Origin of the sequence: Streptomyces sp. NPDC006743, assembly GCF_040703815.1 — a bacterium.
Classification (GTDB): Bacteria; Actinomycetota; Actinomycetes; order Streptomycetales; family Streptomycetaceae; genus Streptomyces.
The window spans coordinates 15,237-42,058 of the sequence record NZ_JBEYJA010000058.1; the positions used below are offsets into that span (position 1 = coordinate 15,237).

Annotated in this window: 24 protein-coding genes; 12 read left to right on the forward strand and 12 right to left on the reverse strand. The window is 71.8% G+C overall.

The window, feature by feature from the left end; translation table 11 throughout:
- The first annotated feature begins 65 nt into the window (after positions 1-65).
- Positions 66-899 carry a TerD family protein gene (locus tag ABZ719_RS32020; protein ID WP_366728652.1) on the forward strand — a complete coding sequence of 278 codons (834 nt, stop codon included), beginning with the start codon at positions 66-68 and terminating at the stop codon, positions 897-899.
- 27 nt (positions 900-926) lie between these two features.
- On the opposite strand, the gene ABZ719_RS32025 is transcribed toward ABZ719_RS32020, so the two are convergent.
- The 8 genes from ABZ719_RS32025 to ABZ719_RS32060 all read right to left on the reverse strand — a co-directional run bounded on the left by ABZ719_RS32025 (position 927) and on the right by ABZ719_RS32060 (position 10,099).
- A complete protein-coding gene (locus ABZ719_RS32025; RefSeq protein WP_366728653.1) occupies positions 927-1,274 on the reverse strand; it encodes a hypothetical protein in 348 nt (115 codons plus the stop codon).
- Positions 1,267-5,139, reverse strand: coding sequence for a polymorphic toxin-type HINT domain-containing protein (locus tag ABZ719_RS32030; protein ID WP_366728654.1), 3,873 nt, complete (start codon positions 5,137-5,139; stop codon positions 1,267-1,269). The genes ABZ719_RS32025 and ABZ719_RS32030 overlap by 8 nt, the downstream gene beginning before the upstream one ends.
- 428 nt (positions 5,140-5,567) lie before the next feature.
- Entirely contained in the window at positions 5,568-6,305 is a 738-nt protein-coding gene (locus ABZ719_RS32035) for a Tellurium resistance (protein ID WP_366728655.1), read from the reverse strand.
- Positions 6,306-6,444: 139 nt separating this feature from the next.
- Positions 6,445-7,593: a DUF475 domain-containing protein gene (locus ABZ719_RS32040; RefSeq protein ID WP_366728656.1), complete on the reverse strand. Its 1,149-nt coding sequence runs from the start codon at positions 7,591-7,593 to the stop codon at positions 6,445-6,447.
- A 50-nt stretch (positions 7,594-7,643) separates the two neighbouring features.
- The gene (locus tag ABZ719_RS32045) at positions 7,644-8,222 is read right to left on the reverse strand and encodes a TerD family protein (protein ID WP_037854182.1); all 579 of its coding nucleotides are present in this window, start codon (positions 8,220-8,222) and stop codon (positions 7,644-7,646) included.
- Between the two features lie 97 nt (positions 8,223-8,319).
- On the reverse strand, positions 8,320-8,895 hold the full coding sequence (locus ABZ719_RS32050) for a TerD family protein (RefSeq protein WP_366728657.1): 576 nt from the start codon (positions 8,893-8,895) through the stop codon (positions 8,320-8,322).
- A gap of 160 nt (positions 8,896-9,055) precedes the next feature.
- Positions 9,056-9,514 (reverse strand): peroxiredoxin, encoded by a 459-nt coding sequence (locus ABZ719_RS32055; protein WP_366728658.1) that lies wholly within the window; start codon positions 9,512-9,514, stop codon positions 9,056-9,058.
- A gap of 147 nt (positions 9,515-9,661) precedes the next feature.
- Positions 9,662-10,099 carry a DUF3052 domain-containing protein gene (locus tag ABZ719_RS32060; protein WP_037854185.1) on the reverse strand — a complete coding sequence of 146 codons (438 nt, stop codon included), beginning with the start codon at positions 10,097-10,099 and terminating at the stop codon, positions 9,662-9,664.
- 443 nt (positions 10,100-10,542) lie between these two features.
- Here ABZ719_RS32060 and aceE point away from each other — a divergent pair, with 443 nt between their 5' ends.
- Positions 10,543-13,290, forward strand: a complete 2,748-nt coding sequence (aceE, locus tag ABZ719_RS32065; RefSeq protein WP_366728659.1) for a pyruvate dehydrogenase (acetyl-transferring), homodimeric type — start codon at positions 10,543-10,545, stop codon at positions 13,288-13,290.
- Between the two features lie 89 nt (positions 13,291-13,379).
- Here the strand turns inward: aceE and ABZ719_RS32070 are convergent, their stop codons facing one another.
- Entirely contained in the window at positions 13,380-13,688 is a 309-nt protein-coding gene (locus ABZ719_RS32070; protein ID WP_366728672.1) for a small hydrophobic protein, read from the reverse strand.
- A 285-nt stretch (positions 13,689-13,973) separates the two neighbouring features.
- Positions 13,974-15,590 (reverse strand): MFS transporter, encoded by a 1,617-nt coding sequence (locus ABZ719_RS32075; RefSeq protein WP_366728660.1) that lies wholly within the window; start codon positions 15,588-15,590, stop codon positions 13,974-13,976.
- A 123-nt stretch (positions 15,591-15,713) separates the two neighbouring features.
- Between ABZ719_RS32075 and ABZ719_RS32080 the strand changes: the two genes are divergently transcribed.
- The 3 genes from ABZ719_RS32080 (at position 15,714) to ABZ719_RS32090 (ending at position 18,668) form a co-directional block, all read left to right on the forward strand.
- Positions 15,714-16,394 (forward strand): TetR family transcriptional regulator, encoded by a 681-nt coding sequence (locus ABZ719_RS32080; RefSeq protein WP_366728661.1) that lies wholly within the window; start codon positions 15,714-15,716, stop codon positions 16,392-16,394.
- A gap of 138 nt (positions 16,395-16,532) precedes the next feature.
- Complete coding sequence (locus ABZ719_RS32085) at positions 16,533-17,750, forward strand: alpha/beta hydrolase (protein WP_366728662.1); 1,218 nt, start codon at positions 16,533-16,535, stop codon at positions 17,748-17,750.
- 66 nt (positions 17,751-17,816) lie between these two features.
- Positions 17,817-18,668, forward strand: a complete 852-nt coding sequence (locus ABZ719_RS32090) for a DUF4429 domain-containing protein (RefSeq protein ID WP_366728663.1) — start codon at positions 17,817-17,819, stop codon at positions 18,666-18,668.
- 77 nt (positions 18,669-18,745) lie between these two features.
- Here ABZ719_RS32090 and ABZ719_RS32095 read toward each other — a convergent pair whose 3' ends face one another.
- Positions 18,746-19,246 carry a MerR family transcriptional regulator gene (locus ABZ719_RS32095; protein WP_366728664.1) on the reverse strand — a complete coding sequence of 167 codons (501 nt, stop codon included), beginning with the start codon at positions 19,244-19,246 and terminating at the stop codon, positions 18,746-18,748.
- A 107-nt stretch (positions 19,247-19,353) separates the two neighbouring features.
- Here ABZ719_RS32095 and ABZ719_RS32100 point away from each other — a divergent pair, with 107 nt between their 5' ends.
- Positions 19,354-19,824 carry a GNAT family N-acetyltransferase gene (locus ABZ719_RS32100; protein WP_366728665.1) on the forward strand — a complete coding sequence of 157 codons (471 nt, stop codon included), beginning with the start codon at positions 19,354-19,356 and terminating at the stop codon, positions 19,822-19,824.
- A gap of 104 nt (positions 19,825-19,928) precedes the next feature.
- The gene (locus ABZ719_RS32105) at positions 19,929-20,753 is read left to right on the forward strand and encodes a serine hydrolase domain-containing protein (protein ID WP_366728666.1); all 825 of its coding nucleotides are present in this window, start codon (positions 19,929-19,931) and stop codon (positions 20,751-20,753) included.
- A gap of 156 nt (positions 20,754-20,909) precedes the next feature.
- Here the strand turns inward: ABZ719_RS32105 and ABZ719_RS32110 are convergent, their stop codons facing one another.
- The gene (locus ABZ719_RS32110; RefSeq protein ID WP_366728673.1) at positions 20,910-21,569 is read right to left on the reverse strand and encodes a pirin family protein; all 660 of its coding nucleotides are present in this window, start codon (positions 21,567-21,569) and stop codon (positions 20,910-20,912) included.
- Positions 21,570-21,709: 140 nt separating this feature from the next.
- Here ABZ719_RS32110 and fasR point away from each other — a divergent pair, with 140 nt between their 5' ends.
- The 5 genes from fasR to ABZ719_RS32135 all read left to right on the forward strand — a co-directional run bounded on the left by fasR (position 21,710) and on the right by ABZ719_RS32135 (position 26,697).
- Positions 21,710-22,915, forward strand: coding sequence for a fatty acid biosynthesis transcriptional regulator FasR (gene fasR / locus ABZ719_RS32115; protein WP_366728667.1), 1,206 nt, complete (start codon positions 21,710-21,712; stop codon positions 22,913-22,915).
- An 89-nt stretch (positions 22,916-23,004) separates the two neighbouring features.
- On the forward strand, positions 23,005-23,922 hold the full coding sequence (locus ABZ719_RS32120; protein ID WP_366728668.1) for an ACP S-malonyltransferase: 918 nt from the start codon (positions 23,005-23,007) through the stop codon (positions 23,920-23,922).
- 28 nt (positions 23,923-23,950) lie between these two features.
- Positions 23,951-24,982: a ketoacyl-ACP synthase III gene (locus tag ABZ719_RS32125; RefSeq protein WP_366728674.1), complete on the forward strand. Its 1,032-nt coding sequence runs from the start codon at positions 23,951-23,953 to the stop codon at positions 24,980-24,982.
- A 98-nt stretch (positions 24,983-25,080) separates the two neighbouring features.
- Complete coding sequence (locus tag ABZ719_RS32130) at positions 25,081-25,329, forward strand: acyl carrier protein (protein ID WP_037854199.1); 249 nt, start codon at positions 25,081-25,083, stop codon at positions 25,327-25,329.
- 87 nt (positions 25,330-25,416) lie between these two features.
- The gene (locus ABZ719_RS32135; protein WP_366728669.1) at positions 25,417-26,697 is read left to right on the forward strand and encodes a beta-ketoacyl-[acyl-carrier-protein] synthase family protein; all 1,281 of its coding nucleotides are present in this window, start codon (positions 25,417-25,419) and stop codon (positions 26,695-26,697) included.
- Positions 26,698-26,822: the final 125 nt, after the last annotated feature.

The following is a 26,822-nucleotide window of genomic DNA, read 5'->3' on the forward strand; positions in this document are numbered from 1 at the left end:
GGGGGCGGCCGTGCGGTGTCCGGGCCGCGTTGTCGTGACCAGGACCGAGAGGGCAGGATGACCGCATGACGCGCGCGATGCTGAAGGGGTCGAACGTCCCGCTGGAGGCCGCCACGGTACGGGCCGTGGTGCGGTGGACGCCCGGCCAGGGGGTGCCGGACGTCGACGCGTCGGCGCTGCTCCTCGGCCCCGGCGGCCGTGCCCGCTCCGACGAGGACTTCGTCTTCTACAACCAGCCGCGGCACCCGTCGGGGAAGGTCTGGCGGCTGGGCAAGCGGCGGACCGCCCAGGCGCTGACCGACACGATCCAGACCGACCTGCTCGGTGTGGAGCCGGAGGTGAGCCGGATCCTGCTGGTCGCCTCGGCGGACGGCGTCGCCTTCGAGCGGGTGCGGGAGCTGAGCATCCTGCTGTACGACGCGGCGGTGGCCGACGCCGAGCCGCTGGCGTCCTTCGACATCAAGCCCGAGACCGGCCAGGAGACCGCGCTGATCTGCGGTGAGCTGTACCGCCGGGGCGAGTCGTGGAAGTTCCGCGCGCTGGGCGAGGGCTACTCGAACGGGCTGATGGGGCTCGCGACGGACTACGGCATCTCGGTCGACGAGACGGAGGAGTCCGCCGGGAGCGCCGGCACGGACGGCACGGCGGTGGGGGCGGCGCCCTCGGCGGCCCAGCCGCTGCCGCCCGAGCAGCCCCCCACGTACGCGTATCCGCGGCAGCCGCAGACGCCGCCGGCCACGGCGCCGCAGCCGGCCTACGGGTATCCGCAGCCGGCGTACGGCTTCGGCGCGCAGCCCACGGGGGCACCCTCCGGGCAGGGGTACCCGCCGCCGGTGGCGGCGGTCCCCGACCCGGACTTCCGGCTGCCCCCGCAGGGGCCGCAGTTCATCGGACGGTGACCCGCCGGTGAACCGCGGCCCCGGCGCTCACGCCGTCCGGGCGAGCGCCGCGAGCAGCCGGACCATCCGCTCCAGCGCCTCGGTGTACGCGCGGTAGTCGTTCACCAGCCGCGCCTCGTCCGCCCCGTGCGGGGTGATCGCGTCGAGGTCCTGCCGGAGGGTCTCGGCCTCCAGGACCAGCGCCTCGGTGCCGGGCACCTCGGCGGCGCCGATCCGGCCGTCGTACACCCGTGTCGCGTACCCCGCGACGTACCCGTCGAGGTCGAGCAGGCGGGAGTTCCAGTCGCGCAGCGCCTCCTCACGGGGGTAGTCGGGGTAGGGCAGGGCCCGGAAGGCCTCGAAGGCCGCGCGGAACCCGGCTGCTGTGTCAGTCATGCCAGGTGACGATCTTCCCGTCCTTGGTGTAGATCCCCTCGCCGCCGAACAGGCCGCCGCGGATCTTCCACCCCATCTCGCCGTTCCTCAGCTTCCACGGGATGCGGTCCTCGGGCCTGGTCTTGTTCCAGAGATCCATCGCTTCCTTGGTGTACTCGGCGAGGGTCCTGCCCTTGCCGTGCTTGTCGAGATGGTAGACCGCGGTCTCCTCCGCGCTGCTGAAGGTCGCCTTGTCCCAGTGCTGGAGCGCGTCCGCGTCGGCCCCGCAGAACTTGCCCGCGTTGTGGACCAGCACCGCGGTGTCGCCGGCCAGGACGTAGTAGGTGTGCAGTTCCGCGACCGTCAGGTTGTAGACCCGCTGGTCGGGGGCGGTCCAGGCGCGGGTCGCCGTGATCCGCGCCCGCTTGCCGGCGTCGGTGCGCAGCCGCATGCCGGGGGTGAGCTGGTCCGCGTCACGCCAGGCGCCGCGGCCGTCGGCCACCCAGAAGGGGTGCTTGTCGGTGGTGACCACCGTGCCGCCGTGCCCGGCCGCCGACCGGCCGACCGTGACGTCGACGAGTGCCTTGCGCCCCCTGCCGGTGATGGTCGCCTCGACGGGCTCGGCCACCGTCCGCCCGGACTCCGGGTCGGTGGCCACCACGCGGTCGCCGACCCTGACGTCCTCGATGGGCTTGGTCCGCCGGCCGGCCAGCAGCACCCGGGTGCCGGGCGCGAAGCTGTTGCACGGCGACTTTCTCAGGAACTTGTACCTGAGAGCGTGCAGCGCGAGGTCCTTCATGCACGACGAGTCGAACTTGTCGAAGCACTTCTCGATCTCGTCGATGCCGACGTACCAGGCGATCAGGCGGTCCAGGTAGGTGGTGGTGATGCAGCCCATGCCACCGGCGCCGTCACCGCCGCAGACCAGGATGGTGTCGCCGGCCTTGATGTCGCCGTTGAAGGCGTGCTCCCTGCGGAACTGGAACAGCCGCTTCTCCAGGGCCTTGCGCAGTTCCTTGTCCGAGAGCGGTTTGCTCGGGTCCTTGGACTCCTCCTGGACCTGCGCCTTCAGCTCCGCCACGAGCTTGTCGGCGGCGATCTTCAGCGCCTCCGAGGAGGCCTTGGCCGCCGCCGCGGCGTCCTTGCCCGCGGCGCTCGCGGAGGCCGCGGCCTGGTACGCGGACGTGCTCGCCTGGGCGGAGTAGCCCGAGGCGACCGCCGCGGAGTGCTCCGCCTGCTGGGCGGAGTGGGCGGCCGACTGGGCGTCCTTCTGGGCCGAGGCCGCCGCGTCCCTGGCGGTCTTCGCGGACTCGGCGGCGCGGGTGGCGGAGGCCGCCGCGTCGTCGGCGGACTTGTCGGCCTGCGCGGCGTAGTCGGAGGCCTGCTCGGCCGAGTGCTTGGCCTTGTCGGCCCATTCCAGGGCCTTGGCGGCGTCCTTGCGGGCGTTGGCGGCCACGCGCTGCGCCTCGGCGGCGTCCTCGTGCGCGAGCGCGGCCGACTTGTAGGCGGCGCTCAGCAGGGTGTTGATCTCCGCGATGTGGGACGCGGCGTTGGCGTCACGCTGCCGCGCCCGGTACAGGCCCGTCTGGAGGAAGGACCGCAGGCCGGCCGGCGGCCCGGTCAGCGCCGCCTGCGCGGCGGCCTGGACCTCGGGCCCGCCGCTGGCCAGGGCCGCGGAGACGGCGACCCGGTCGTCGTCCTCGCGCGCCTTGTACTGGCCGCTCTCCAGGAACTCCTGGAGATCGGCGGCGGTGCCGTCCAGCGCCTTGCTGCCGGCGGCCTTCACGCCCGGGCCGCCCTCGGCCATGATCTTGCCGACGGCGATCCGGTCGTCGTCCTCCTTGCCCGGGTAGGCGCGGGTGCGCAGGAACTCCCGGACCTGGTCGATCGGCTTGTCCAGCACGTCCAGCGCGGCCTGCCGCTGCGCCGGCTTGTCGCTGGTCTCTGCGATGTTCGCCACGCTCACGCGGTCGTCCTGCTCCAGGGCGATGTCCAGCCCCGTGCGCACGAACTCGGCCACGTCCTCGTCGGTGCCGGTCACGGCCGTCTCGGCCGCGTCCTTCACCCAGGTGCCCCCGCTGGTGAGCAGGTTGACCGCGGCCTGGCGGCCCTTGGCGGCCGTGACCTGCGGGTCGGTGGAGGCGGCGGCGTCCTGCACGAGCTGCCGGGTCTCGGTGTCCAGCTGCTGGACCCGGCCCGCCTCCCACGCGGCCTGGGCGACCTGCGCCTCGTGCTCCTTGTTGGCCTCCTCCGCGGCGAGGACGTCCTCGTCCTGCTGCTCGGCGAGCCGCTCGGCGTCCGCCTTGCGGGCCAGGTCGGCCACGGTCGCCGCCTGGTCGGCCGCGGTCTGCGCGTCGTCGGCCGCCTTGCTCGCCTCGTTCGCCGCGTCCGTCGACGCTTGCGCGGCGTCCACCGCCTTGCCCGCCTCGTCGGCGGCCTTGTCCGCCGCCGTCGCGGCGGCCTCGGCGTGCGCGGCGGCGGCGTTGGCCGCGTCGCGCGACTGCCGTGCCGCCGTCGCGGCCTGGTTGGCGTTGGCCTGCGCGGCACCGGCCGCCCGGGTGGCCTGGTCGGCCAGCCGCTTGGCACGCGCCGCCGCCTGCTGCGCCTCGGTGCTCTTGGAACCGGCCTCACCGGCCCACCGGCCCGCGTCCGCGGCGGCGGCGGCCGCGGCAGCCGCGTTGGCGCCGGCCGACGCGGCGGCACCGGCCGCCTTCGCCGCGTTGTCCGCGGCGATACCCGCCTGGTCGGCGGCGTCCGCCGCCTTCTTGGCGCCGGATGCGGCCTTGCGCGCGTTCTCCGCCGCCTCGCGGGCCTGCTTCGCCTGGTTGGCGTCACCGGCCGCCGCCGCGGCGGCCGCCCGCGCCGAGGACGCGGCGCTGCCCGCGCGCGAGGCCGCGTACGCAGCCTGCGCCGCGGCACTGGCGGCCACCCGGGCCGCCCGGTTGGCCGCTGCCGCCGCCGACACCGCCGTACGGGCCGCCTGCGCCGCCCGGTCCGCCGCCGCCGCGGCGCGCGAAGCCGCGGCCGCCGCCTTCCCGGCGGACGACTTGGCCTCCAGCGCCTCCTGCGCGGCGACCTGGGCCGCCGCCTTGGCGGCCGCGGTGGCCGCCGCCGCCTTGGCCGCCTCCTCCTTGGCCTGGTCGGTCAGCTCCTTGGCCTGCTTCTGCGCGTGGTCCGCCAGGTCGGCCAGCTGGGCGACGGTCAGCGTCTCCTGGTCCCGGGCGGAAGCGACCTGCCACCCGTCGTCCAGGAACGCCTGCACGTCCTCCGGCGTCCCGTCCAGCGCCTGCTGCGCGACCTGCTTGACGTTCGGACCGCCCGCGGACATCAGCCGCAGGACCTGGATCCGGTTGTCGTCCTCACGGGGCCGGAACTGGCCCTTGTCGATGAACGCCTGCCAGTCGTCGGGCGTCCCGTTCAGCGCCGTGTTCCCCGCGGCCTTCACACCCGGACCGCCGTACGCCATGATCTGCGCGACCTGCACCCGCAGGTCCTCGTCGTACGGCGCCTCGAAGCCCTCGTCGAGGAACGCCTTGAGCTGGTCGGTCCCGCCGCTCAGCGCGGTGTTGGCCGCGGCCCGCACACCGGGGCCGCCGATGGCCATGACCTGGGCGACCTGCACCCGCAGGTCCTCTTCCTCCAGGACGGGCAGGTCCTTGCCCATGAACGTCTGGATGTCCTGGTCGGAGCCGACCAGGGCGGCCTCCGCCGCCCGCTTCACGCCCGGGCCCGCGGTCCCCCACACCTCCAGGACGTCCGCTCTGTCGTACGCCGGCGCGGTGTCGGCCGCCGCCGGGCGCAGATCCAGTCCCAGGAGCAGCGCCAGGGCCACGAGCGTCACCACGACGCCACGCCCGCCCGGCACAGCCCGGAATCCGGTTGCCAATGCCTTCTCCTTCTCCCTGACCGTCCACCGCGGTGTGCGGCGGACGGGCAGCGGTTCAGGGGGCTCGGCGGCGCGGCGCTTCCTGGAGGGTGCCCTTGCGGCCAGGAATCCGGTCGATCACCGACAGTCCGTGCGACACCTTGTGTGTTCCCCCGTGTGCGAACCGCTGTGACCCGCACCCCCCTGCCCCGACGTGCGCGAGCACACGGAAACAGGCACGACAAACTTGGTGATCATTACCTGCGCTTGATCATGTGCACAGCAACTTATCAGCCAGAACCGGCCATGCCATGACTGAATACGATCGGCAGCGGCGGCCTCGCGCCGCCTTCCGCGGGCGAGCGGACTCCAGCGGTCCGCCCGGGCCGAGGGCGGCCCGGCGGTCCTCCCCGGGGGCGCGGCCCAGCGGCCGTCCGGCCCGGCGCGGCCTAGCGGTCCGCCTTCGACTTGTAGCCCCTGCCCCACTGCAGTCCCCACCCGTAGAGCCGGTCCAGCTCCGACTGGAAGCCGTAGACGAACTTGACCTCGCGGCGGACGGTGAGTTCGCCCTTCACGTTCTCGATGAGGACGACCGCGCAGGAGCGGGCCTGGGGGTGGCGCTCGTCGAGACCGATCTCGATGCGCGGGCCGTTGCTCGGGTAGAGCGTGACGACCGCGTGGGTGCGGTCGAAGGCCGGGGTCTGGTCGTAGATGTAGACGAAGACCAGCAGCCGCCTGATGTCGTCGCGGTGGTCGAGGTTGACGTAGATCGTCTCACCGGAGGCGGAGCCGAACCGGTCGTCGCCGCTGAGCTTGACGTACGGCGGTGCGTTGACGTCGCCGAGGAGGCCGCCGAGGGGCTGGACGACGCCCTTGGTGCCGTCGGCCAGCTCGTACAGGCAGCCGAGGTCCAGGTCGACGTTGACCATCGACTGGCTGTGCCCGAGCACCTCCGGCGGCTTCAGCGCCCTGAAGGGGTGGCGCAGCAGGCTCTGCCGGGCGGCGCCGCCGATGTCCGAGGTGCGCATCCGCCAGTTCAGGTTGATGCGCAGGTTCCCGGTGGCCGCGCCCTGTCTGGTCAGCGACACCTGGCTGTGCCGTTTGGTCAGTTCGATCGCGTTGGACGCGGCGCTGCCCGAGTCGAACTCGGCCGGGCGTCCGCCCCGCAGACCGTCGAAGAAACCCATCTCCTGCCCCCACCTTCACCGCGTTCGGCCACCCCCGCACGCATGGAGCGGGACGGCCGGTGCGGAGACCACCCGGCCCGGCTCGCCGTGTGGTCCCGTCGGCCGCCCCGCTCAGAGCGTTCCCGTACCGGGTGGGGCGTCACACCCCGGACTCGACCTCAGTCTTCTCTCCCGAGCCCGCCGCTTTTCCCTCGGCGGCCTCCAGGGCCTTGTTGCGGCGGACGGAGGACCAGAAGGACCAGGCGATCAGGACGACACCGACCAGGCCGGTGATGACCTCGTTGATCTCGTACTGGATGGTGACCATGAGGATCACGGCCAGGGCGCCGATCGCGTAGTGGGCGCCGTGCTCCAGGTAGACGTAGTCGTCGAGGGTGCCCTGGCGGACCAGGTAGACGGTCAGGGACCGGACGTACATGGCACCGATGCCGAGGCCGAGGGCCATCAGGACGATGTCGTTGGTGATGGCGAAGGCGCCGATCACGCCGTCGAAGGAGAAGGACGCGTCCAGGACCTCCAGGTAGAGGAACATGAAGAACGCGGCCTGGCCGGCCAGCTTGACCGCCGAGCGCTGCTTGCCGCTGCGGGCGGCCTCTTCCTCCTCCTCGTGCTCACGCTCCTCCTCTTCCTCCAGCCGGTCCTCGAAGAACCCGGACAGACCGCCCACGATCATGTACGTGATCAGGCCGGCGATCCCCGCGATCAGGACCGTCTGCGCCTTGTCGGCGTGCGCACCGCCGTGCTGGTGGGCGTGGGTGGCGAAGGTGAAGGAGGTGATCAGCAGGACGATCAGGGAGATGCAGACCGACAGCATGTCGACCTTGCCGAGCTTGGCCAGCGGCCGCTCGATCCAGCGCAGCCACTGGATGTCCCGGTCCTCGAAGATGAAGTCGAGGAAGATCATCAGCAGGAACATGCCGCCGAAGGCGGCGATCGACGGGTGGGCGTCGGTGACCAGTTGCTGGTACCGGTCCTTGTCGTCGAACGCCAGTCTGACGGCTTCGAGGGGTCCCATCTTGGCGGTGATGGCGACGATGACCACGGGGAAGACCAGCCGCATACCGAAGACGGCGATCAGCACGCCCACCGTGAGGAAGATCTTCTGCCAGAAGGCATTCATCTTCTTCAGGATCCCGGCGTTGACCACGGCGTTGTCGAACGAGAGCGAGATCTCCAGGACCGCGAGGATCGCCACCACCCCGAAGGCGGTCCAGCCCCCGTAGAACACTGCCGCGATCAAGCCGAGCACGGTGATCGCGAACGACCAGCCGAAGGTTTTCAGAAGCACTGGCTACCCAATCCGTTGTGTACGGGTCTCCCCCGTCGCCGTACCCGGCTTTACGAAACGTTGACTCCGAAGTCTAGAGCGATGCCGCGCAGTCCGGACGCGTACCCCTGTCCCACGGCCCGGAACTTCCATTCGCCCTGGTAGCGGTAGAGCTCGCCGAAGATCATCGCCGTTTCGGTGGAGGCGTCCTCGCTGAGGTCGTAGCGCGCGAGTTCCTGCCCGTCGGCCTGGTTGACCACGCGGATGAACGCGTTGCTCACCTGCCCGAAGGTCTGCCCGCGCTCGTCGGCCATGTGGATCGAGACCGGGAAGACGATCTTCTCGCACTGGACGGGGACCCGGGAAAGGTCCACCAGGATCGACTCGTCGTCGCCCTCGCCCTCACCCGTGAGGTTGTCGCCGGTGTGCTCGACCGAGCCGTCGGGGCTGGTGAGCTGGTTGTAGAAGACGAACCACTCGTCGCCCAGCACCCGGTTGCCGGCGCCGCACAGCAGCGCGCTCGCGTCGAGGTCGAAGGGGGCTCCGGTGGTGGAGCGCGCGTCCCAGCCGAGCCCGACCATGACGTTGGTCAGGTTGGGTGCGGCCTTGGACAGGGAGACGTTGCCTCCCTTGGCGAGCGTGACGCCCATGATCTGGTCCTCCCCGTGGATGGTGCGTGTGTGGGTTCCTGCGCGTCCGGCGCCGCGCGAGAACGCGCGGCGCCGGACGGCGGGGGTGCTTCCTCGCTCAGACGTTGACGCCGAAGTCCTGGGCGATGCCGCGCAGGCCCGAGGCGTACCCCTGGCCGATGGCGCGGAACTTCCACTCCGCGCCGTGCCGGTACAGCTCGCCGAAGACCATGGCGGTCTCGGTGGAGGCGTCCTCGCTGAGGTCGTACCGGGCGATCTCCGCGCCGCCGGCCTGGTTCACCACGCGGATGTAGGCGTTGCGGACCTGGCCGAAGGACTGCTGGCGGTTCTCTGCGTCGTAGATGGAGACCGGGAAGACGATCTTGTCCACGTCGGCGGGGACGCCCGCGAGGTTGACCTTGATCACCTCGTCGTCGCCCTCGCCCTCACCGGTGAGGTTGTCACCGGTGTGCTCGACCGAGCCGTCGGGGCTCTTGAGGTTGTTGAAGAAGACGAAGTTCTGGTCGTTGCCGACCTTGCCCGCGTTGTTCAGCAGCAGGGCGCTGGCGTCGAGGTCGAAGTCGGTGCCGGTCGTCGTGCGGGCGTCCCAGCCCAGACCGACGAGGACCGCGGTCAGGCCCGGCGCCTCCTTCGAAAGCGAAACGTTGCCGCCCTTGCTGAGGCTGACTCCCACGAGTCCTCCATTGGTGTCCGGGGGCGGGGAGCCCCGTCGTGCATCGGATATGGGATCAACGTTTCGATCCTAGTGACGGGTTCCCGCCCCACGCAGGCCCTGTGGCCGAAGATTCCCAGGTGTCGGGTCTCCCGAACCCCCGGCCGGCGCACAGGACGGCTCACAGGCTGCCGAGCGCCTTCACGTACTCGTTCAGGTCGCGCGCGTCCGGCAGTGCGTTGACCACGGTCCACCGCACGACACCCTCCTTGTCGACGATGAAGGTCCCGCGCACGGCGCAGCCCTTGTCCTCGTCGAAGACGCCGTAGGCGCGCGACGTGTCGCCGTGCGGCCAGAAGTCGCTCAGCAGGGGGTACTCCAGGCCCTCCTGCTCGGCGAAGACACGCAGGGTGTGGATGGAGTCGTTGGAGACGGCGAGCAGCTGGGTGTCGTCGTTGACGAACTCGGGCAGGTTGTCGCGCAGTGCGCACAGCTCGCCGGTGCACACGCCGGTGAAGGCGAAGGGGTAGAAGAGCAGCACCACGTTCTTCTCGTCGCGGAAGTCGGACAGCCGCACGGTGCGGCCGTGGTTGTCCTTCAGCTCGAAGTCGGGTGCCTTGTCGCCGACCTGGATCGCCATCGTGCTGCTTCCCTTCGGTGGGGCTGTTCGGGTGAGACCACCCTACGCAGCGACCACCGCGGGCCTGCGGACGGGCCGACACGCGGCCGGCCCGTCCGGAGGCGCGCCCGGGCCCCGGACACGGGGTCCGGGGCGGGCGGGCGAGGGCTACTTCTTGGGCTTGGCGACCTTGGGCGTCAGCAGCCTGGTGCCGTTCCAGTCCTTGCCGACGCTGACGCTCTTGGTCTGCGACAGGCCGGCCGTCGTCGCGGCCTCGCCGATGTCACTGGGCTCGACGTACCCGTCCCGGCCGGTCTTCGGCGTCAGGAGCAGGATCACGCCGCCCTCCTCGAGGAACCCGAGGGCGTCGACCAGCGCGTCCGTCAGGTCGCCGTCCTCGTCGCGGAACCAGAGCACCGCGGCGTCGGCCACGTCGTCGTAGTCCTCGTCGACGAGTTCGCTGCCGATGACTTCCTCGATGGACTCGCGGAGCTCCTGGTCGACGTCTTCGTCGTAGCCGATCTCCTGGACCACCTGCCCGGGCTGGAATCCCAGCCTGGCGGCCGGGTTAGTCCGCTCCTCCGCGTGGTCCGCGGTCGCGCTCACGGGTTGCCTCCTGATGGTGTTGCGATTGGGTCTTCAGCCCCGCGCGTGCGCGAAGCGTTGGCCGTAGTCCACACGGGCGGGCCGGATCGCGCAAGTACCCGGCGGTCCGGACCGCCGAAACGGTGACGTTCCCGGCTGTGTCGCCCCAACTCCTGACACGGTATCGCGATCAGCGGTGACACACACCACACCCTTCTGCCCGCTTTTGCGTGTTTGGGAACCCTCCCCCGGCAGGAGATCAGGAAGAGAACCCCCGAATCGGGGCCCGGCGGCGCCCGCGACCCCTGTTACCGGTGAGTAAAGATGACGTTTGCCTCACCCGAGGTACACGATGGGGAACGGTGCAGGCACACACTGGCAGACCGACGCAAATCCCAGGAAATCAGCAGGAAACGCCCCAGAACGCCCGAGACATGTCATCCCTCTGACAGGTAAGGAACAGCGTGGCTTCCGGATCCGATCGAAACCCGATCATCATTGGCGGCCTTCCGAGTCAGGTTCCTGACTTCGATCCCGAGGAGACCCAGGAGTGGCTCGACTCGCTCGACGCCGCCGTCGACGAGCGGGGCCGCGAACGGGCCCGCTACCTCATGCTCCGGCTGATCGAACGCGCGCGTGAGCGGCGCGTGGCCGTGCCGGAGATGCGCAGCACGGACTACGTCAACACGATCCCCACCAAGAGCGAGCCGTTCTTCCCGGGCAACGAGGAGATCGAGCGCAAGATCCTCAACGCCACCCGCTGGAACGCCGCGGTGATGGTCTCCCGCGCCCAGCGCCCCGGCATCGGGGTCGGCGGCCACATCGCGACCTTCGCCTCCTCCGCCTCGCTCTACGACGTCGGCTTCAACCACTTCTTCCGCGGCAAGGACGACGGCCGCGGCGGGGACCAGGTCTTCTTCCAGGGCCACGCCTCACCGGGCATCTACGCGCGCGCGTACCTGCTGGACCGGCTCGGCGAACAGCACCTGGACGGCTTCCGCCAGGAGAAGTCCAAGGCCCCGTACGCCCTCTCCAGCTACCCGCACCCGCGCTCCATGCCGGACTTCTGGGAGTTCCCCACGGTCTCCATGGGCCTCGGCCCGATCGGGGCGATCTTCCAGGCCCGGATGAACCGGTACATGCAGGCGCGCGGCATCGCGGACACCTCCGGCTCGCACGTGTGGGCGTTCCTGGGGGACGGCGAGATGGACGAGCCGGAGTCGCTCGGCCAGCTGTCCATCGCCGCCCGCGAGGGCCTGGACAACCTGACCTTCGTGGTCAACTGCAACCTCCAGCGCCTGGACGGCCCGGTGCGCGGCAACGGCAAGATCATCCAGGAGCTGGAGTCCGTCTTCCGCGGCGCCGGCTGGAACGTGATCAAGCTCATCTGGGACCGCACCTGGGACCCGCTGCTCGCCCAGGACCGCGACGGCGTGCTGGTCAACAAGATGAACACCACGCCGGACGGCGCGTTCCAGACGTACGCCACCGAGTCCGGGGCCTACATCCGCGAGCACTTCTTCGGCGACGACCACCGGCTGCGCAAGATGGTCGAGAACATGACCGACCAGCAGATCCTGCACCTGGGCCGCGGCGGTCACGACCACCGGAAGATCTACGCGGCGTACAAGGCGGCCCTGGACCACAAGGGCCAGCCGACGGTGATCCTGGCCAAGACGGTCAAGGGCTGGACGCTGGGCCCCAACTTCGAGGGCCGCAACGCCACCCACCAGATGAAGAAGCTGACGGTCGACGACCTCAAGCGCTTCCGGGACCGCCTGCACCTGCCGATCTCCGACAGGGAGCTGGAGTCCGGCGCGCCGCCGTACTACCACCCGGGCCGCGACTCGGACGAGATCCAGTACATGCACGACCGCCGCAGGGGCTGCGGCGGCTACGTCCCGACCCGGATAGTGCGCGCGAAGCCGCTCGCACTGCCCGACGACAAGGCGTACGCGTCCGTGAAGAAGGGCTCGGGCCAGCAGTCGATCGCGACCACCATGGCCTTCGTGCGGCTGCTGAAGGACCTCATGCGGGACAAGGAGATCGGCCGCCGGTTCGTGCTGATCGCGCCGGACGAGTACCGCACATTCGGCATGGACTCGTTCTTCCCGAGCGCGAAGATCTACAACCCGCTCGGCCAGCAGTACGAGTCCGTCGACCGCGAGCTGCTGCTCGCCTACAAGGAGTCCCCGACCGGCCAGATGCTGCACGACGGCATCTCCGAGGCGGGCTGCACGGCCTCCGCCATCGCGGCCGGTTCGGCGTACGCCACGCACGGCGAGCCGCTGATCCCGGTCTACGTCTTCTACTCGATGTTCGGTTTCCAGCGCACCGGCGACCAGTTCTGGCAGATGGCCGACCAGCTGGCGCGCGGTTTCGTCCTGGGTGCCACCGCCGGGCGCACGACACTGACGGGCGAGGGCCTCCAGCACGCGGACGGCCACTCGCAGCTGCTCGCCTCCACCAACCCGGCGTGCGTGGCCTACGACCCCGCGTACGGGTACGAGATCGCGCACATCGTGCAGGACGGCCTGCGCCGGATGTACGGCGGCGACGAGCGGCACCCGCACGGCGAGGACGTCTTCTACTACCTCACCGTCTACAACGAGCCGATCCGTCAGCCCGCCGAGCCGCAGGACGTGGACGTCGAGGGCATCCTCAAGGGCGTCCACCGGATCAGCGAGGGCACCGGCGGTGAGATCCCGGCCCAGATCATGGCCTCGGGCGTGGCCGTGCCCTGGGCGCTGGAAGCGCAGAAGATCCTCGCCGAGGAGTGGAACGTCAAGGCGGACGTGTGGTCCGCCACCTCCTGGAACGAGCTGCGGCGCGAGGCGGTGGCCTGCGAGGAGCACAACCTGCTGCATCCGGAGGAGGAGCAGCGGGTGCCGTGGGTGACGCGGAAGCTGAGCGGCGCGCAGGGGCCGTTCGTGGCCGTCTCGGACTGGATGCGGTCGGTACCGGACCAGATCGCGCGCTGGGTGCCGGGCCCGTACCAGTCGCTGGGCGCCGACGGCTTCGGCTTCGCCGACACCCGTGGGGCGGCCCGGCGGTTCTTCCACATCGACGCCCAGTCGGTCGTGGTGGCCGTACTGACCGAGCTGGCCCGCGCGGGCAAGGTGGACCGCTCGGCCCTCAAGCAGGCCGTCGACCGCTACCGGCTGCTCGACGTCACGGCAGCGGATCCCGGAGCGGCCGGGGGCGACGCGTAGGGGTTCCGGAAAGGCCGCGGGGGCGGTGGAGCTGCCGCTCCACCGCCCCCGCGTGTTCACCCGATGCGCGCGGGGACCGGCCGGCCGCCTCAGAGCACGCCGTGGCCCCAGGCCGCCGCTCCGGCGAGCGCGACCAGGGCCAGGAGCGTGTCGACGGCGCCGAGCGCCACGGCGACCAGCGCCGGGACCGAGCGGCTCGCGCCCGCCCAGCTGCGGCCCATGGCCAGCCAGCCGCAGACCACCGCCACCGGGCCGAGCACGATACCCAGGGCGAAGAAGCCCGCGACCGCGCAGACGGTTCCGATGATTCCGAGCGTCGCGCGGTCCGGCCCTTCCCGACGCCACATCCGACCCCGTGAACGGGGGTACCCGCGCGTTCCGTGTCCGAAGCCCGCCATCATCAACTCCCTGAACCCCGGGTCGGGTTGGAGTTCCATCGGGGTTCGTCTCTGCGGGTACCCGGGTCCGGGCGGACTATCGCACCGCCGTCCGCGTCGGGCTGCCCGGCGCGCTGCCCCCCTCCAGCAGCGCGCCGCAGCCGTCGCCTCCGTTCCCCTGCGGAGGACTTGACCCACTGTCACCTGCGGCACGGACCGGAGGCGACGCTTCCGGGGTGCGGTCACCCTGATAGGGGAACCGCACCGGCCCGCGCCGCCTCGGCCGCACGCCCCGGACCGCGCCGGTCAGATGTGCCCGACGCCCGCGCCCGCCTCGGCGTTGGCCCCGCGCTTGGTGAGCAGGGCCACCAGGACGGCCACCACCGCGACCCCGGCGGCGACCAGCGAAGCGAGGCTCATGCCGGAGATGAACGTGTCGTGCGCGACGGAGGTGATCTTCGCGGCGACCTCCGCCGGAACGCCCTTCGGCACCGGCGCGACGCCGACCTGGACCGCCTCGGAGGCCTGGGCCGACTGGGCGGGGGTCAGCGGCGGGAGACCCGCGTCCTTCCAGTTGCCGGCGAGGTCGTTGTCGACCTTGGAGGCCATCACGGCGCCCAGCACGGCCGTACCGAGGCTGCCGCCGATCTGCATGGCGGCCTGCTGGAGACCGCCCGCCACGCCGGACAGCTCCATGGGGGCGTTGCCGACGATGACCTCGGTGGCGCCCACCATGACGGGGGCGAGACCGAGACCGAGCAGGGCGAACCAGAGCGACATGGTGGCGCTGCCCGTCCCCGTGTCCAGGGTGGACATGCCGAACATGGCGACGGCGGTCAGGGCCATGCCGCCGGCCAGCGGGATGCGCGGACCCGCCTTGGTGATCATCGCGCCCGCGAGCGGCGAGCCGACGATCATCATGCCGGTGAGCGGCAGCAGGTGCAGGCCGGCGCTGATCGGGCTCAGCCCGTGCACGTTCTGCAGGTAGAAGGTGACGAAGAACAGGCCGCCGAGGAACGCGATGGCCATGAGGACCATCAGCACGACGCCCGCGGACAGCGGCACCGAACGGAAGAGGCCGAGGGGGATCAGCGGTTCCTTGACCTTCGTCTCCCAGACGGCGAAGAGCGCGAAGCCGAGGACGGACCCGGCGAGGAACGCCCACGTCCTGCCGTCGCCCCAGCCCCAGGCCGGCGCCTTGATGAGCGCCCACACCAGGCAGAACATCGCGGCGGAGAGCAGCACGATGCCGAGGATGTCGAAGGAGCGCGGCGCGTTCTGGGCGCGGTGGTCGAGCAGGATCAGCGTGCCCAGGACGAGGGCGAGGGCGCCGACCGGCACGTTGATGAAGAACACCGACTGCCAGTTGACGTGCTCGACGAGGACGCCGCCGAGGATCGGGCCGCCCGCGGTGGAGGCACCGATGACCATGCCCCAGATGCCGATGGCCATGTTGAGCTTCTCGGCCGGGAAGGTGGCCCGCAGCAGGCCGAGCGCGGCCGGCATCAGCAGCGCGCCGAACAGTCCCTGGAAGACGCGGAAGGTGACGACCATGGCGATGCTGTCGGACAGGCCGATGGCGCCGGAGGCGGCGGCGAAGCCGGTCACGCCGATCAGGAAGGTCTGGCGGTGCCCGAAGCGGTCACCGAGCTTGCCCGCGGTGATCAGCGAGACCGCGAGCGCGAGGAAGTAGCCGTTGGTGATCCACTGGACGTCGGCGAAGCTGGCCTTCAGGTCCTTCTGGATGGCCGGGTTGGCGATGGCCACGATGGTCCCGTCGAGGGCCACCATCATGACCCCTACGGCGACGGTGATCAGCGTGAACCACGGGTGTCCGCGCATCCCCTTGGCCGGTGCGGGGTCCGACAGGGCTGACGCCTTGTCCCCCGGCCCTGTCGTGTCGACGGTGGTCTGACTAGTCATACATTCGAGGCTAATGTCAGCCGCTGACAAATGACAAACCAATTCACAAGTCGGTAACTGACACGTCACCCTCCTATAGGCTGAACTGGGGAAACAGTTCGCTGGAGAGGTCCGGAGAGGTACATGGAGACGGCGGGTTCCGCCGAGGCGGCACCACGCCCGGGGCTGCGCGAGCGCAAGAAGCAGCGCACCCGGGACGCCCTGCTGCGGGCCGCGCTGGAGCTGTTCACCACCGTCGGCTACGAGCGCACGACCGTGGACGACATCGCGGAGGCCGTGGGCGTCTCCCAGCGCACCTTCTTCCGCTATTTCCCCGGCAAGGAGGAGGCCGCCTTCGCCGTGCAGGACATGGTCGAGGCGCACTTCGTCGAGTCGCTGCGCGCCCGTCCGCCCCAGGAGGCCCCGCTGGAGGCGCTGCGCCGCGCCGTCCTGGAGGGCTGGGACACGATCAGCGACGCCGTGCTGAGCGTCGTCCCCGTCGCGCTGTACCTGCGCATGTTCCAGGTGATCGAGTCGACCCCCGCCCTGCTCGCCTCCCACCTGCGCCGTTCGGTGGAGACCGAGGAGCAGATCGCCCGGCTGCTCGCCGCCCGCGAGGGGCTCGACGTGGACGCCGATCCGCGCCCGCGACTGCTGGTGGCCGTCTTCGGCGGCGCGATGCGGGTGACGGGCCGTCAGTGGAGCACGGGCCCGGACCTCAGCCTGGAGGCGATCCGCGCGCTCACGGCCGCGTACCTCGATCAGGTGGGACCGGCGCTGACCGGGAACTGGCGTACCACCGGCGCACGGCCCTGCGGTACTTGAACACCGGATCATGAACTTCCGTACACACCACCGATCTTGAACGTGTGTACGGTCGAGGACTTCGTCACGCCACGCGAAACGTGATCCCCGTCACTCGGTTAACGCGAGACCGCCTCGTTCTCCTAGTGTGTCCTCCCAGTGACTTCCTTCGAGACCTCCCCGCAGCTCAACGTCTGGCGCGCGCTGCTCGCGCTGGCCGTGGTCTTCGTGATGCTGGCGACCACCGGCTGGACCGCCGTGCGCCACCACCGCGGGACCACCGCCCTCCAGGCCTCCCTGTCCGCCTGGGACACCGGCCGCCTGCACGGGCACCGGCTGCCGGACCCGGACGCCGACCCCGCCCGGCTGACCCGCTTCTTCGCCTCGCTCACCGCCCAGGACCGCGCCCGGCTCGCCCACCGCTACCCGCTCGCGGTCGGCAACATGAACGGCGCACCGGTCCCGCTGCGCTACCTGGCCAACCGCATCGCGCTCGGCCAGGCGCGCGACGCCGAGCGGGAGCGCACGCACGACAGCAGGCTCTCCCCCGCCGGACAGCAGGCCGCCGGCCGGCGGATGCACCGCTTCGGCAACCTGATGACGGCGGGCCGCCAGATCCTCGCCTTCGACCCGGCCGGCTCCGGCCGCATCGCCGAGGTCTTCGGGGACCTGCCCCGGGCCCAGCGGATCTCGGTCGTCGTCCCCGGCGTCGACACCGACCTGGTCACCTTCCGCAAGACGTACCGCCCGTACTCGGCGCCGTACGGCATGGCGCAGTCGCTGTTCGCCGCCGAGCGCACCGCCGCCCCCGGCACCCGGACGGCCGTCATCGCCTGGGCCGACTACACCGCGCCCAGCGGGATCGGCGTGGACGCGGCCACCGCGATGCGCGCCGAGGAGGGCGCCGTCCGGCTGAACGGACTGCTGCGCGGGCTGCCCGGCACCTCGCCCGTCGCCCTGTTCTGCCACAGCTACGGCTCGGTGCTCTGCGGCGTCGCGGCGCGCGCGCTGCCCGGCCGGGTCTCCGACCTGGCGGTCGCCGCGAGCCCCGGCATGCGCGCGGCGAGCGCCGCCCGCCTGCGCACCTCGGCGAACGTGTGGGCGATGCGGGACGCCACCGACTGGATCCGGGACGTGCCCTACCTGGAACTCGGCGGCCTCGGCCACGGTGCCGACCCGGTCTCCCCGGCGTTCGGCGCCCGGGTGGTGTCGGCCGAGGCGGCCCAGGGCCACGCCGGCTACTTCGAGCCGGGCACCGACAGCCTCGTCAACCTCGCCGACATCGGTGTGGGGGCGTACGGGTCGGTGCAGTGCGCCCATGACGATGACGGTTGCCGGGCGGGTCTGCCCGCCACGACGACGGGCCAACGCGCGTAGAGACAGCAGGAAGTGCGCTCCGCGCGGGGAGGGACGAAGCAGCTCGTGCCGCCTACGATGAGCCGCATGGGTGACGTACTGACCGGATTTCACGCTGCCTGGGAGTTCGAGTCCGATTCCGTGCTCATCCGCTACGAACGGGGGATACGGACACCGAAGCTCTTCCAGGCGCTCGGCGAGCGCCGCGTTCCGCTGGCCGCGCTCGCGTCGGTGACCCTCACGCCGGGCCGGCGCGGAACCGTGGTCCTGCGCGCCGAGCCGCGGCCGGGCGCCGACCCGCTGATGGACGCGGCCGACGGCCAGCTCAAGGAGGGCAGCGACCCCTACCGGCTGGTGCTGCCCGCCGAACAGGAGGCGCTCGCCGGGCACTACGCCGGCGAGCTGCGCCCCCGGCTCGGCGGGAGCGGCCCGGCCGACCGCCACCTGGTGGCCGCGCCCGAGCCGCCGCTGCAGTTCAAGGCGTACGACGGCAAGGCGTCCTTCGACGGCGGCGCGGTCCGTTTCCGCTGGTCGTGGACGGGCGCGTCGTCGACGAAGTGGAAGGCCGGCGACCAGAGCTTCCCCGTCGACGAGCTGGGCGGGGTCCGCTGGCGCTCGCCGGAGGTGCTGGAGGGGCACCTGCGGCTGCTGCCGCGCGAGGCGGACGGGGCACCGGCGCCGCAGCCGGACCAGGACCCGGCCGCGGTCGTCTTCGGGCTCGGGTACGGGCCGGTGCACGAATCGCTGCCGTTCGCGGCGGCGGTGCTGGCGGCGGTGCGCGTGGCCGCGCCCGCCCCTGCGATGTCCCTCACGGCGGGCCGCCGCGACCCCGCCGACATCGCCGAGCGGATCCGCCACCTCGGGGAGCTGCACCAGGCGGGGCTGGTGACGGACGAGGAGTTCTCGGTGAAGAAGGCGGAACTGCTCGCCGAGCTGTGAACGCCCCTGCGCCGCCGGCGGGTCCGGGGAGACGGGCCGGCGCGCTCAGCGGGCCGGCGCTCAGGGGGCCCGCATGCTCAGCGCGCCCGGCGCCCGGCCTCTCCGTAGAACATGATCTTGCGGTCCAGCACGGAGAGCGTGTCCTGGAGTTCGGCGATCCGGGCCAGGACGTCCCGGCGGGTCGCCTCCAGCAGCTCGAACCGCTCCGGGTACGTGCTCTCGCCCTCGCGCACCAGCTCCGCGTACCTGACCATGTCGGCCACCGGCATGCCGGTCAGCCGCAGTTTGCCGACGAGGTCGAGCCAGTCCAGGTCGCGGTTGCTGTAGCGGCGCTGCCCGGTGTGCGAGCGGTCGACGTGCGCCATCAGCCCGATCCGCTCGTACCAGCGCAGCGTGTGGGCCGTCAGCCCGGTGAAGGCGACGACCTCGCTGATCGTGTAGCTGTCCTGCCCGTCGGGGCGCGGATGCCGCCGGGGCGGGCCGGAGCAGAGGTCGGCGCGGCTGCGCGCGCTCGCGGGCACGTTCTCGGGCTCCTGCGCGTCCCGGATGTCCACGGCCGTGGTCTGCGTCACCGTCATGCCCTCCACGCTATGGCCTTCGAGTGCACTCCAGGCAAGGAGAACCCGTCAAGTCCGTGGAGAAAGCGCAGGACAGGGCCCGGCCGCAGTGGCTAGCGTGCGCAGTCATGAGTCTCGTACGACGTGCCGAACCCGCGGACGCCGAGGAAGTGCTGCGTCTGCGCCAGGTGATGATCGACTCGCTGTTCCAGGCCGACCGGTCCACCGGCTGGCACACGGAGTCGCTGCCCACCCTGCGCTCACGCCTGGGTGATATGGAGGGCGACTTCGCGGCCTTCGTCATCGACCACCCCGAGCGGCCGGGGACGCTCGCGGCGCTGGTGGCCGGGACGATCGAGTACCGGATCGGCAGGGCCGGCAACCCCACCGGCGCGGTCGGCTTCGTCTTCAGCGTCGCCACCGACCCCACCGCCCGCAGGCGCGGCTACGCGCGCGCGTGCATGGAGACGCTCCTGGAGTGGTTCCGCGCGCGCGGCGCGCTGCGGATCCAGCTCACCGCGTCCGCGGAGGCCGCGCCCCTGTACGCCTCGCTCGGTTTCCTCCCGAAGCCGGACCCGCTGCTGGAGCTGCGGCTCTGAGAGCTTGCGGCCGGTAGCGCCGCCGGGCCGGGCACCGCCTCGCCGCGGGCCCTGCCCGGCGCCCCACCCGAGGCGTCGCCCGCTCCTCGTCGTAGGCTCGGGCCATGTCGTTGAACAGCCTGGCGTCGATCGAGAACTGGCCCGTTCCCACCGCCGCGGCGGGCGTGGTCCGCGCGGACGGCACGGTCGCCGGCACCCACGGCCCGGCCGGGCACCGCTTCCCGCTGGCCTCGGTGACCAAGCCGCTGGCGGCCTACGCGGTGCTGGTCGCGTACGAGGAGGGCGCCGTCGAGCTGGACGAACCGGCCGGCCCGCCCGGGGCCACGGTCCGCCACCTCCTCGCCCACACCTCCGGACTGGCCTTCGACGAGCACCGGGTGACGGCCCCGCCCGGTGAGCGGCGGCTGTACTCCAACGCGGGTTTCGAGCAGCTCGGCGACCACGTGGCCAAGGCGACGGACATCCCCTTCGCCGAGTACCTGCGTCAGGCGGTGCTGGAGCCGCTGGGCATGGCGGACACCTCGCTGGACGGCTCCCCCGCGAAGGACGGCGTCTCCACCGTCGACGACCTCCTCCGCTTCGCCGCCGAACTCCAGGCCCCGCGCCTGCTCGACCCGCGCACGGTCGCCGAGGCGATGACCGTCCAGTACCCCGGCACCAAGGGCGTCCTGCCGGGCTACGGCCACCAGAACCCCAACGACTGGGGCCTCGGCTTCGAGATCCGCGACGCCAAGTCCCCGCACTGGACGGGGACTTCCTCCTCCCCCCGCACGTTCGGCCACTTCGGCCAGTCCGGTACGTTCCTGTGGACCGACCCGGACGCGGGCGCGGCCTGCGTGGCCCTGACCGACCGCGCCTTCGGACCGTGGGCGATCGAGGCGTGGCCGGTCTTCACGGACGCGGTGCTGAGCGAGCTGCGCGCGGCCTGAACCCCGGCCGCGGGGAAGGGCAGGGGACACGCATGCGCGTGAGGCCGTCGCCGGCGTGAAGGGCGACGTCCTTCAGCGCCTTCGGCGAGCCGCTGGGGGTCCGGCCTCCGGCGGCGGCGGACGTCCTGGGCCCGGCCGGGGACTGACGGTCCGCGCCTACCCCGCCGGCATCTCCCACACCAGCACCTCCGCCGCGCTCACCGCCACCGCCTCCAGCTCCCCGTCGGCGGCCGTGATCCGGGCCGCGTCCCCCGGGCCCAACCGCTCACCGGCCAGCTCCACTTCGCCGCGTACGACGTGGACGTGGAGGGACGCGGCCGGGGGCAGGGCCGTGTGCTCGCCGGGGGCCGGGCGGTGGACGTGGAGGGCCGCTCCCGCCGCCGGGACCGGGTACGGCGTGGCGTCCGCGAGGGCGCGTACCACCTCGTAGCGGGGCTCGCCGCCGGGCTCCCGGGGGGCCAGCCACATCTGGACGAAGGCCAGCGGGGCGGTGCCGTCGTTGCGTTCGCTGTGGCGGACGCCGGCCGCCGCCGACAGGTGCTGGAGGTCGCCGGGGCGGATCACCGTGCGCCGGCCCGTGGAGTCCTGGTGGGTCAGTTCCCCCTCCACCACCCACGTCACGATCTCGGTGTGGCTGTGCGGGTGTTCGGCGAAGCCGGCGCCGGGGGCCAGGTGTTCCTCGTTGCAGGCGATCAGGGCGCCGAAGCGGAGGTTGTCCGGGTCGTAGTGGGGGCCGAAGGAGAAGGCGTGCCGGGTGGTGATCCCGGCGCTCTCCTCGCCGCCCCGGTAGCGGTCCGCCGCGCGTCGTACGTCGATCCTCACGGGCCCCACCGTAGGCCCTGCCGGCCGGTTCCCGCTCGGCCCGCGACGGCCGGTCCGGCCCCTGCCGGCCGGGCCGCGGGCCCCCAGTGCGACCCGCGGCACGCACGCACGTCCGGATAAGGCAGTCTTGTCCCGTGCCCGAACCCGAATCCCGCAGCCACGAAGCCGCAGCCCGCCCCGCCCATTCGCACTCCGCGACCCTGAAACGGCTGGAGAAGTCCTCCGGGTCGCTCGCCGCGCAGGCGATCGCACGGATGGACGAGACACTGCCGTGGTACCGGGCCATGCCACCGGAGAACCGGTCCTGGATCGGGCTGGTGGCCCAGGCGGGGATCGCCGCGTTCACCGAGTGGTTCCGGCGCCCGGACGCCCCGCAGGCGATCTCCACCGACGTGTTCGGGACGGCTCCGCGCGAGCTGACGCGGGCGATCACGCTGCGGCAGACCGTGGAGATGGTGCGGACCACCATCGAGGTCATGGAGTCCGCCATCGACGAGGTGGCGGCGCCCGGCGACGAGTCCGTGCTGCGCGAGGCGCTGCTCGTGTACGCCCGGGAGATCGCCTTCGCCACCGCGCAGGTCTACGCCCAGGCCGCCGAGGCACGCGGTGCCTGGGACGCGCGGCTGGAGTCGCTGGTGGTGAACGCGGTGCTGAGCGGGGAGGCCGACGAGGGCGCCGTGTCCCGGGCCGCCGCCCTCGGCTGGAACTCGCCCGAGCACGTCTGCGTGGTGCTGGGCACCGCGCCCGACGGGGACTCCGAGCTGACCGTGGAGGCCATCCGGCGGGCCGCCCGGCACGCCAAGCTCCAGGTGCTCACCGGGGTCCTCGGGGACCGCCTGGTGGTGATCGCGGGCGGGAACGACAATCCGCTGGCCGTCGCGAAGTCGCTGATCGGCCCGTACGCGGCGGGCCCGGTGGTGGCCGGGCCGATCGTGCCCGACCTGCTGGCCGCCACCCGCTCCGCGCAGGCCGCCGCGGCGGGCCTGAAAGCCTGTTACGCCTGGCAGGACGCGCCGCGCCCGGTGCTCGCGGACGATCTCCTGCCGGAGCGCGCCATCGCCGGTGATCCGGGCGCGCGGGACCAGTTGGTAGAGGAGATCTACAGACCGCTGGAGGAGGCCGGGTCCGCGCTCCTGGAGACGCTGAGTGTCTATCTGGAGCAGGCGAGCAGCCTGGAGGGCGCGGCCCGGATGCTCTTCGTTCACCCGAACACCGTGCGCTACCGGCTCCGACGTGTGACTGACGTCACCGGATGGTCGCCCTCCGATGTACGATCCGCGTTCACCCTGCGGATCGCGCTGATCCTGGGGCGTCTGGCCGATGGAGATCCCCAGGCCTAGCTTTTTGTCGGGGGTCCACAAAACCCCTCCGTGTTCTTCGTCCCTGTCCCCACGGGCGGCCATGCCCGTCCCCAAGAGAGAGTGTGAGAGTGCTCGTACTCGTCGCTCCCGGCCAGGGCGCCCAGACGCCCGGCTTCCTGACCCCCTGGCTCGAACTGCCCGGTGCCGCCGATCGTGTGGCCGCCTGGTCGGACGCCATCGGCCTGGACCTCGTCCACTACGGGACGCAGGCCGACGCGGACGCGATCCGTGACACCGCCGTCGCGCAGCCGCTGCTCGTCGCCGCCGGGATCCTGTCGGCCGCGGCACTCGGTGACGTGGCACCCGATGCCGTCGCCGGCCACAGCGTCGGTGAGATCACCGCCGCCGCCTTCGCGGGCGTGCTGGGCGACACCGCCGCGCTGACCCTGGTGCGCCGCCGCGGTCTGGCGATGGCCGAGGCCGCCGCCGTCACCGAGACGGGCATGTCGGCCCTGCTCGGCGGGGACCCCGAGGTCTCCGTGGCGCACCTGGAGAAGCTGGGCCTGACCCCGGCGAACGTCAACGGTGCGGGCCAGATCGTGGCCGCCGGCACCATGGAGCAGCTCGCCGCGCTGAACGAGGACAAGCCGGAGGGCGTGCGCAAGGTCGTCCCGCTGAAGGTGGCCGGCGCCTTCCACACCCACCACATGGCTCCCGCGGTCGACAAGCTCGCCGAGGCCGCCAAGGCGCTCGAACCGGGCGACCCGAAGATCACCTACGTCTCCAACAAGGACGGCCGGACCGTGACGAGCGGCGCCGAGGTCGTGGAGCGGCTGGTCGGCCAGGTGGCCAACCCGGTCCGCTGGGACCTGTGCATGGAGACCTTCAAGGAGCTGGGCGCCACCGCACTGATCGAGGTGTGCCCGGGCGGCACCCTGACCGGTCTGGCCAAGCGGGCGCTTCCGGGCGTCCAGACGCTCGCGCTGAAGACCCCCGACGACCTCGACGCGGCCCGCGCGCTCATCACCGAGCACGCGAGCGCCTGACGACCGAAGGAGCCCACCGAACATGCCGATGTCGAAGATCAAGCCGAGCAGGGGCGCCCCGTACGCGCGCATCCTCGGCGTGGGCGGCTACCGGCCCACCCGGGTGGTGCCCAACGAGGTGATCCTCGAGAAGATCGACTCGTCCGACGAGTGGATCCGATCGCGCTCCGGCATCGAGACCCGGCACTGGGCGGGCCCCGAGGAGACCGTCGCGGTGATGTCGATCGAGGCGGCGGGCAAGGCGATCGCGGACGCCGGGATCGAGGCCGCGCAGATCGGCGCGGTGGTCGTCTCCACCGTCTCGCACTTCAGCCAGACCCCGGCCGTCGCCACCGAGATCGCCGACAAGCTGGGCACGGACAAGGCCGCCGCGTTCGACATCTCGGCGGGCTGCGCGGGCTTCGGCTACGGGCTCACCCTCGCCAAGGGCATGGTGGTGGAAGGTTCCGCCGAGTACGTGCTCGTCATCGGCGTGGAGCGGCTGAGCGACCTGACCGACCTGGAGGACCGGGCCACGGCCTTCCTGTTCGGTGACGGCGCCGGCGCGGTCGTGGTCGGCCCCTCGCCGGAGCCGGCGATCGGCCCGACGGTGTGGGGCTCCGAGGGCGACAAGTCCGAGACGATCAAGCAGACCGTCCCCTGGGACCGCTTCAGGATCGGCGACGTGTCCGAGCTGCCCGTGGACAGCGAGGGCAACGTCAAGTTCCCCGCGATCACGCAGGAGGGCCAGGCGGTCTTCCGCTGGGCCGTGTTCGAGATGGCGAAGGTCGCCCAGCAGGCGCTGGACGCGGCCGGGATCAGCCCGGACGACCTGGACGTCTTCATCCCGCACCAGGCCAACGTGCGGATCATCGACTCGATGGTGAAGACGCTGAAACTGCCGGAGCACGTCACGGTCGCCCGTGACATCCGCACCACCGGCAACACCTCGGCCGCCTCGATCCCGCTCGCGATGGAGCGGCTCCTGGCGACCGGCGAGGCGAAGAGCGGCGACACCGCGCTCGTCATCGGCTTCGGGGCGGGTCTCGTCTACGCCGCGACGGTCGTTACCCTCCCCTAGGCACTCCGTGCCGGATCATGCTCCGGTACGGCACCGCCACACCTGCCGCTGCCGCGGCGGGCGCCACACCCTCTGGAACACTACGAAGGAGCGCCGACATGGCCGCCACTCAGAAGGAGATCGTCGACGGTCTCGCCGAGATCGTGAACGAGATCGCCGGTATCCCCGTCGAGGACGTCCAGCTGGACAAGTCCTTCACCGATGACCTGGACGTCGACTCGCTGTCCATGGTCGAGGTCGTCGTCGCCGCCGAAGAGCGCTTCGACGTCAAGATCCCGGACGAGGACGTCAAGAACCTCAAGACGGTCGGGGACGCCACCGACTACATCCTCAAGCACCAGAGCTGATCTACCGATCACTGCTGTGGGCTGACTGCCCCGCCACCCGGCGGTGGCGCCGTTTTTGATCCTCGTTCCGTTGGAGAAAGAATTCCCGTGAGCCCGACCAATCGCACCGTGGTCGTCACCGGTATCGGCGCAACCACACCGCTGGGTGGCGACGCAGCCTCTACCTGGGAAGGCCTGGTCGCCGGCAAGTCCGGCGTCAAGCCGCTGACCCAGGACTGGGCGGCCGAGCAGGCCGTCCGCATCGCGGCTCCGGTCGCCGTGGAGCCGTCCGAGACCATTCCGCGGCCGCAGGCCCGCCGCCTGGACCGTTCGGCGCAGTTCGCGCTGATCGCCGCCCAGGAGGCCTGGAAGGACGCCGGTTTCTCCGGCAAGGCCGGTGAGGACGGCAGCGACGGCGCCGTCGACCCCGACCGGCTCGGTGCGGTCATCGCCTCCGGCATCGGCGGCGTGACGACCCTGCTGGACCAGTACGACGTGCTCAAGGAGAAGGGCGTACGCCGCGTCTCCCCGCACACCGTTCCCATGCTGATGCCGAACGGCCCCTCGGCCAACGTCGGCCTGCTCGTGGGCGCCCGCGCGGGCGTGCACACCCCGGTCTCCGCCTGCGCGTCGGGCGCCGAGGCCATCGGTTACGCCATCGAGATGATCCGCACCGGCCGCGCCGACGTGGTCGTCGCCGGCGGCACGGAGGCGGCGATCCACCCGCTGCCGATCGCCGCGTTCGGCAACATGATGGCGATGTCCAAGAACAACGGGAACCCGCAGGGCGCCTCGCGCCCCTACGACGTCGACCGGGACGGCTTCGTCCTCGGCGAGGGCGCGGGTGTGCTCGTCCTGGAGTCCGCCGAGCACGCCGCCGCGCGCGGCGCCCGCGTCTACGCGGAGGCGGTCGGCCAGGGCATCTCCGCCGACAGCCACGACATCGTGCAGCCGGAGCCCGAGGGCCGCGGCATCTCGCACGCCCTGCAGAACCTGCTGGACCGCAACGACCTGGACCCGGCCGAGATCGTGCACGTCAACGCGCACGCCACCTCCACGCCGGCCGGTGACATCGCCGAGCTGAAGGCGCTGCGGAAGGTGTTCGGCGACGACGCGGACCACATGGCGGTCTCCGCGACCAAGTCGATGACCGGTCACCTGCTCGGTGGCGCGGGCGGCGTGGAGTCGGTGGCGACCGTGCTGGCCCTGTACCACCGGGTGGCACCGCCGACCATCAACCTGGACAACATCGACCCCGAGGCCGAGGCGAACGCGGACGTGGTCCGCGGGGAGGCGCGGAAGCTGCCCGTCGAGGGCCGGATCGCCGCCCTCAACGACTCGTTCGGGTTCGGTGGCCACAACGTCGTGCTGGCGTTCCGCTCGATCTGAGTCCCGGTCGCCGTGAACGGCGCCGGCCCGGGCCCCCGCGGGGGCCCGCTCCAGCAGCGAGACGCCCAGGCTGCGTTCGAGCCCCTGCAGGTGGCTGGTGACCGTCGAGCGCGCATAGCCGAGCC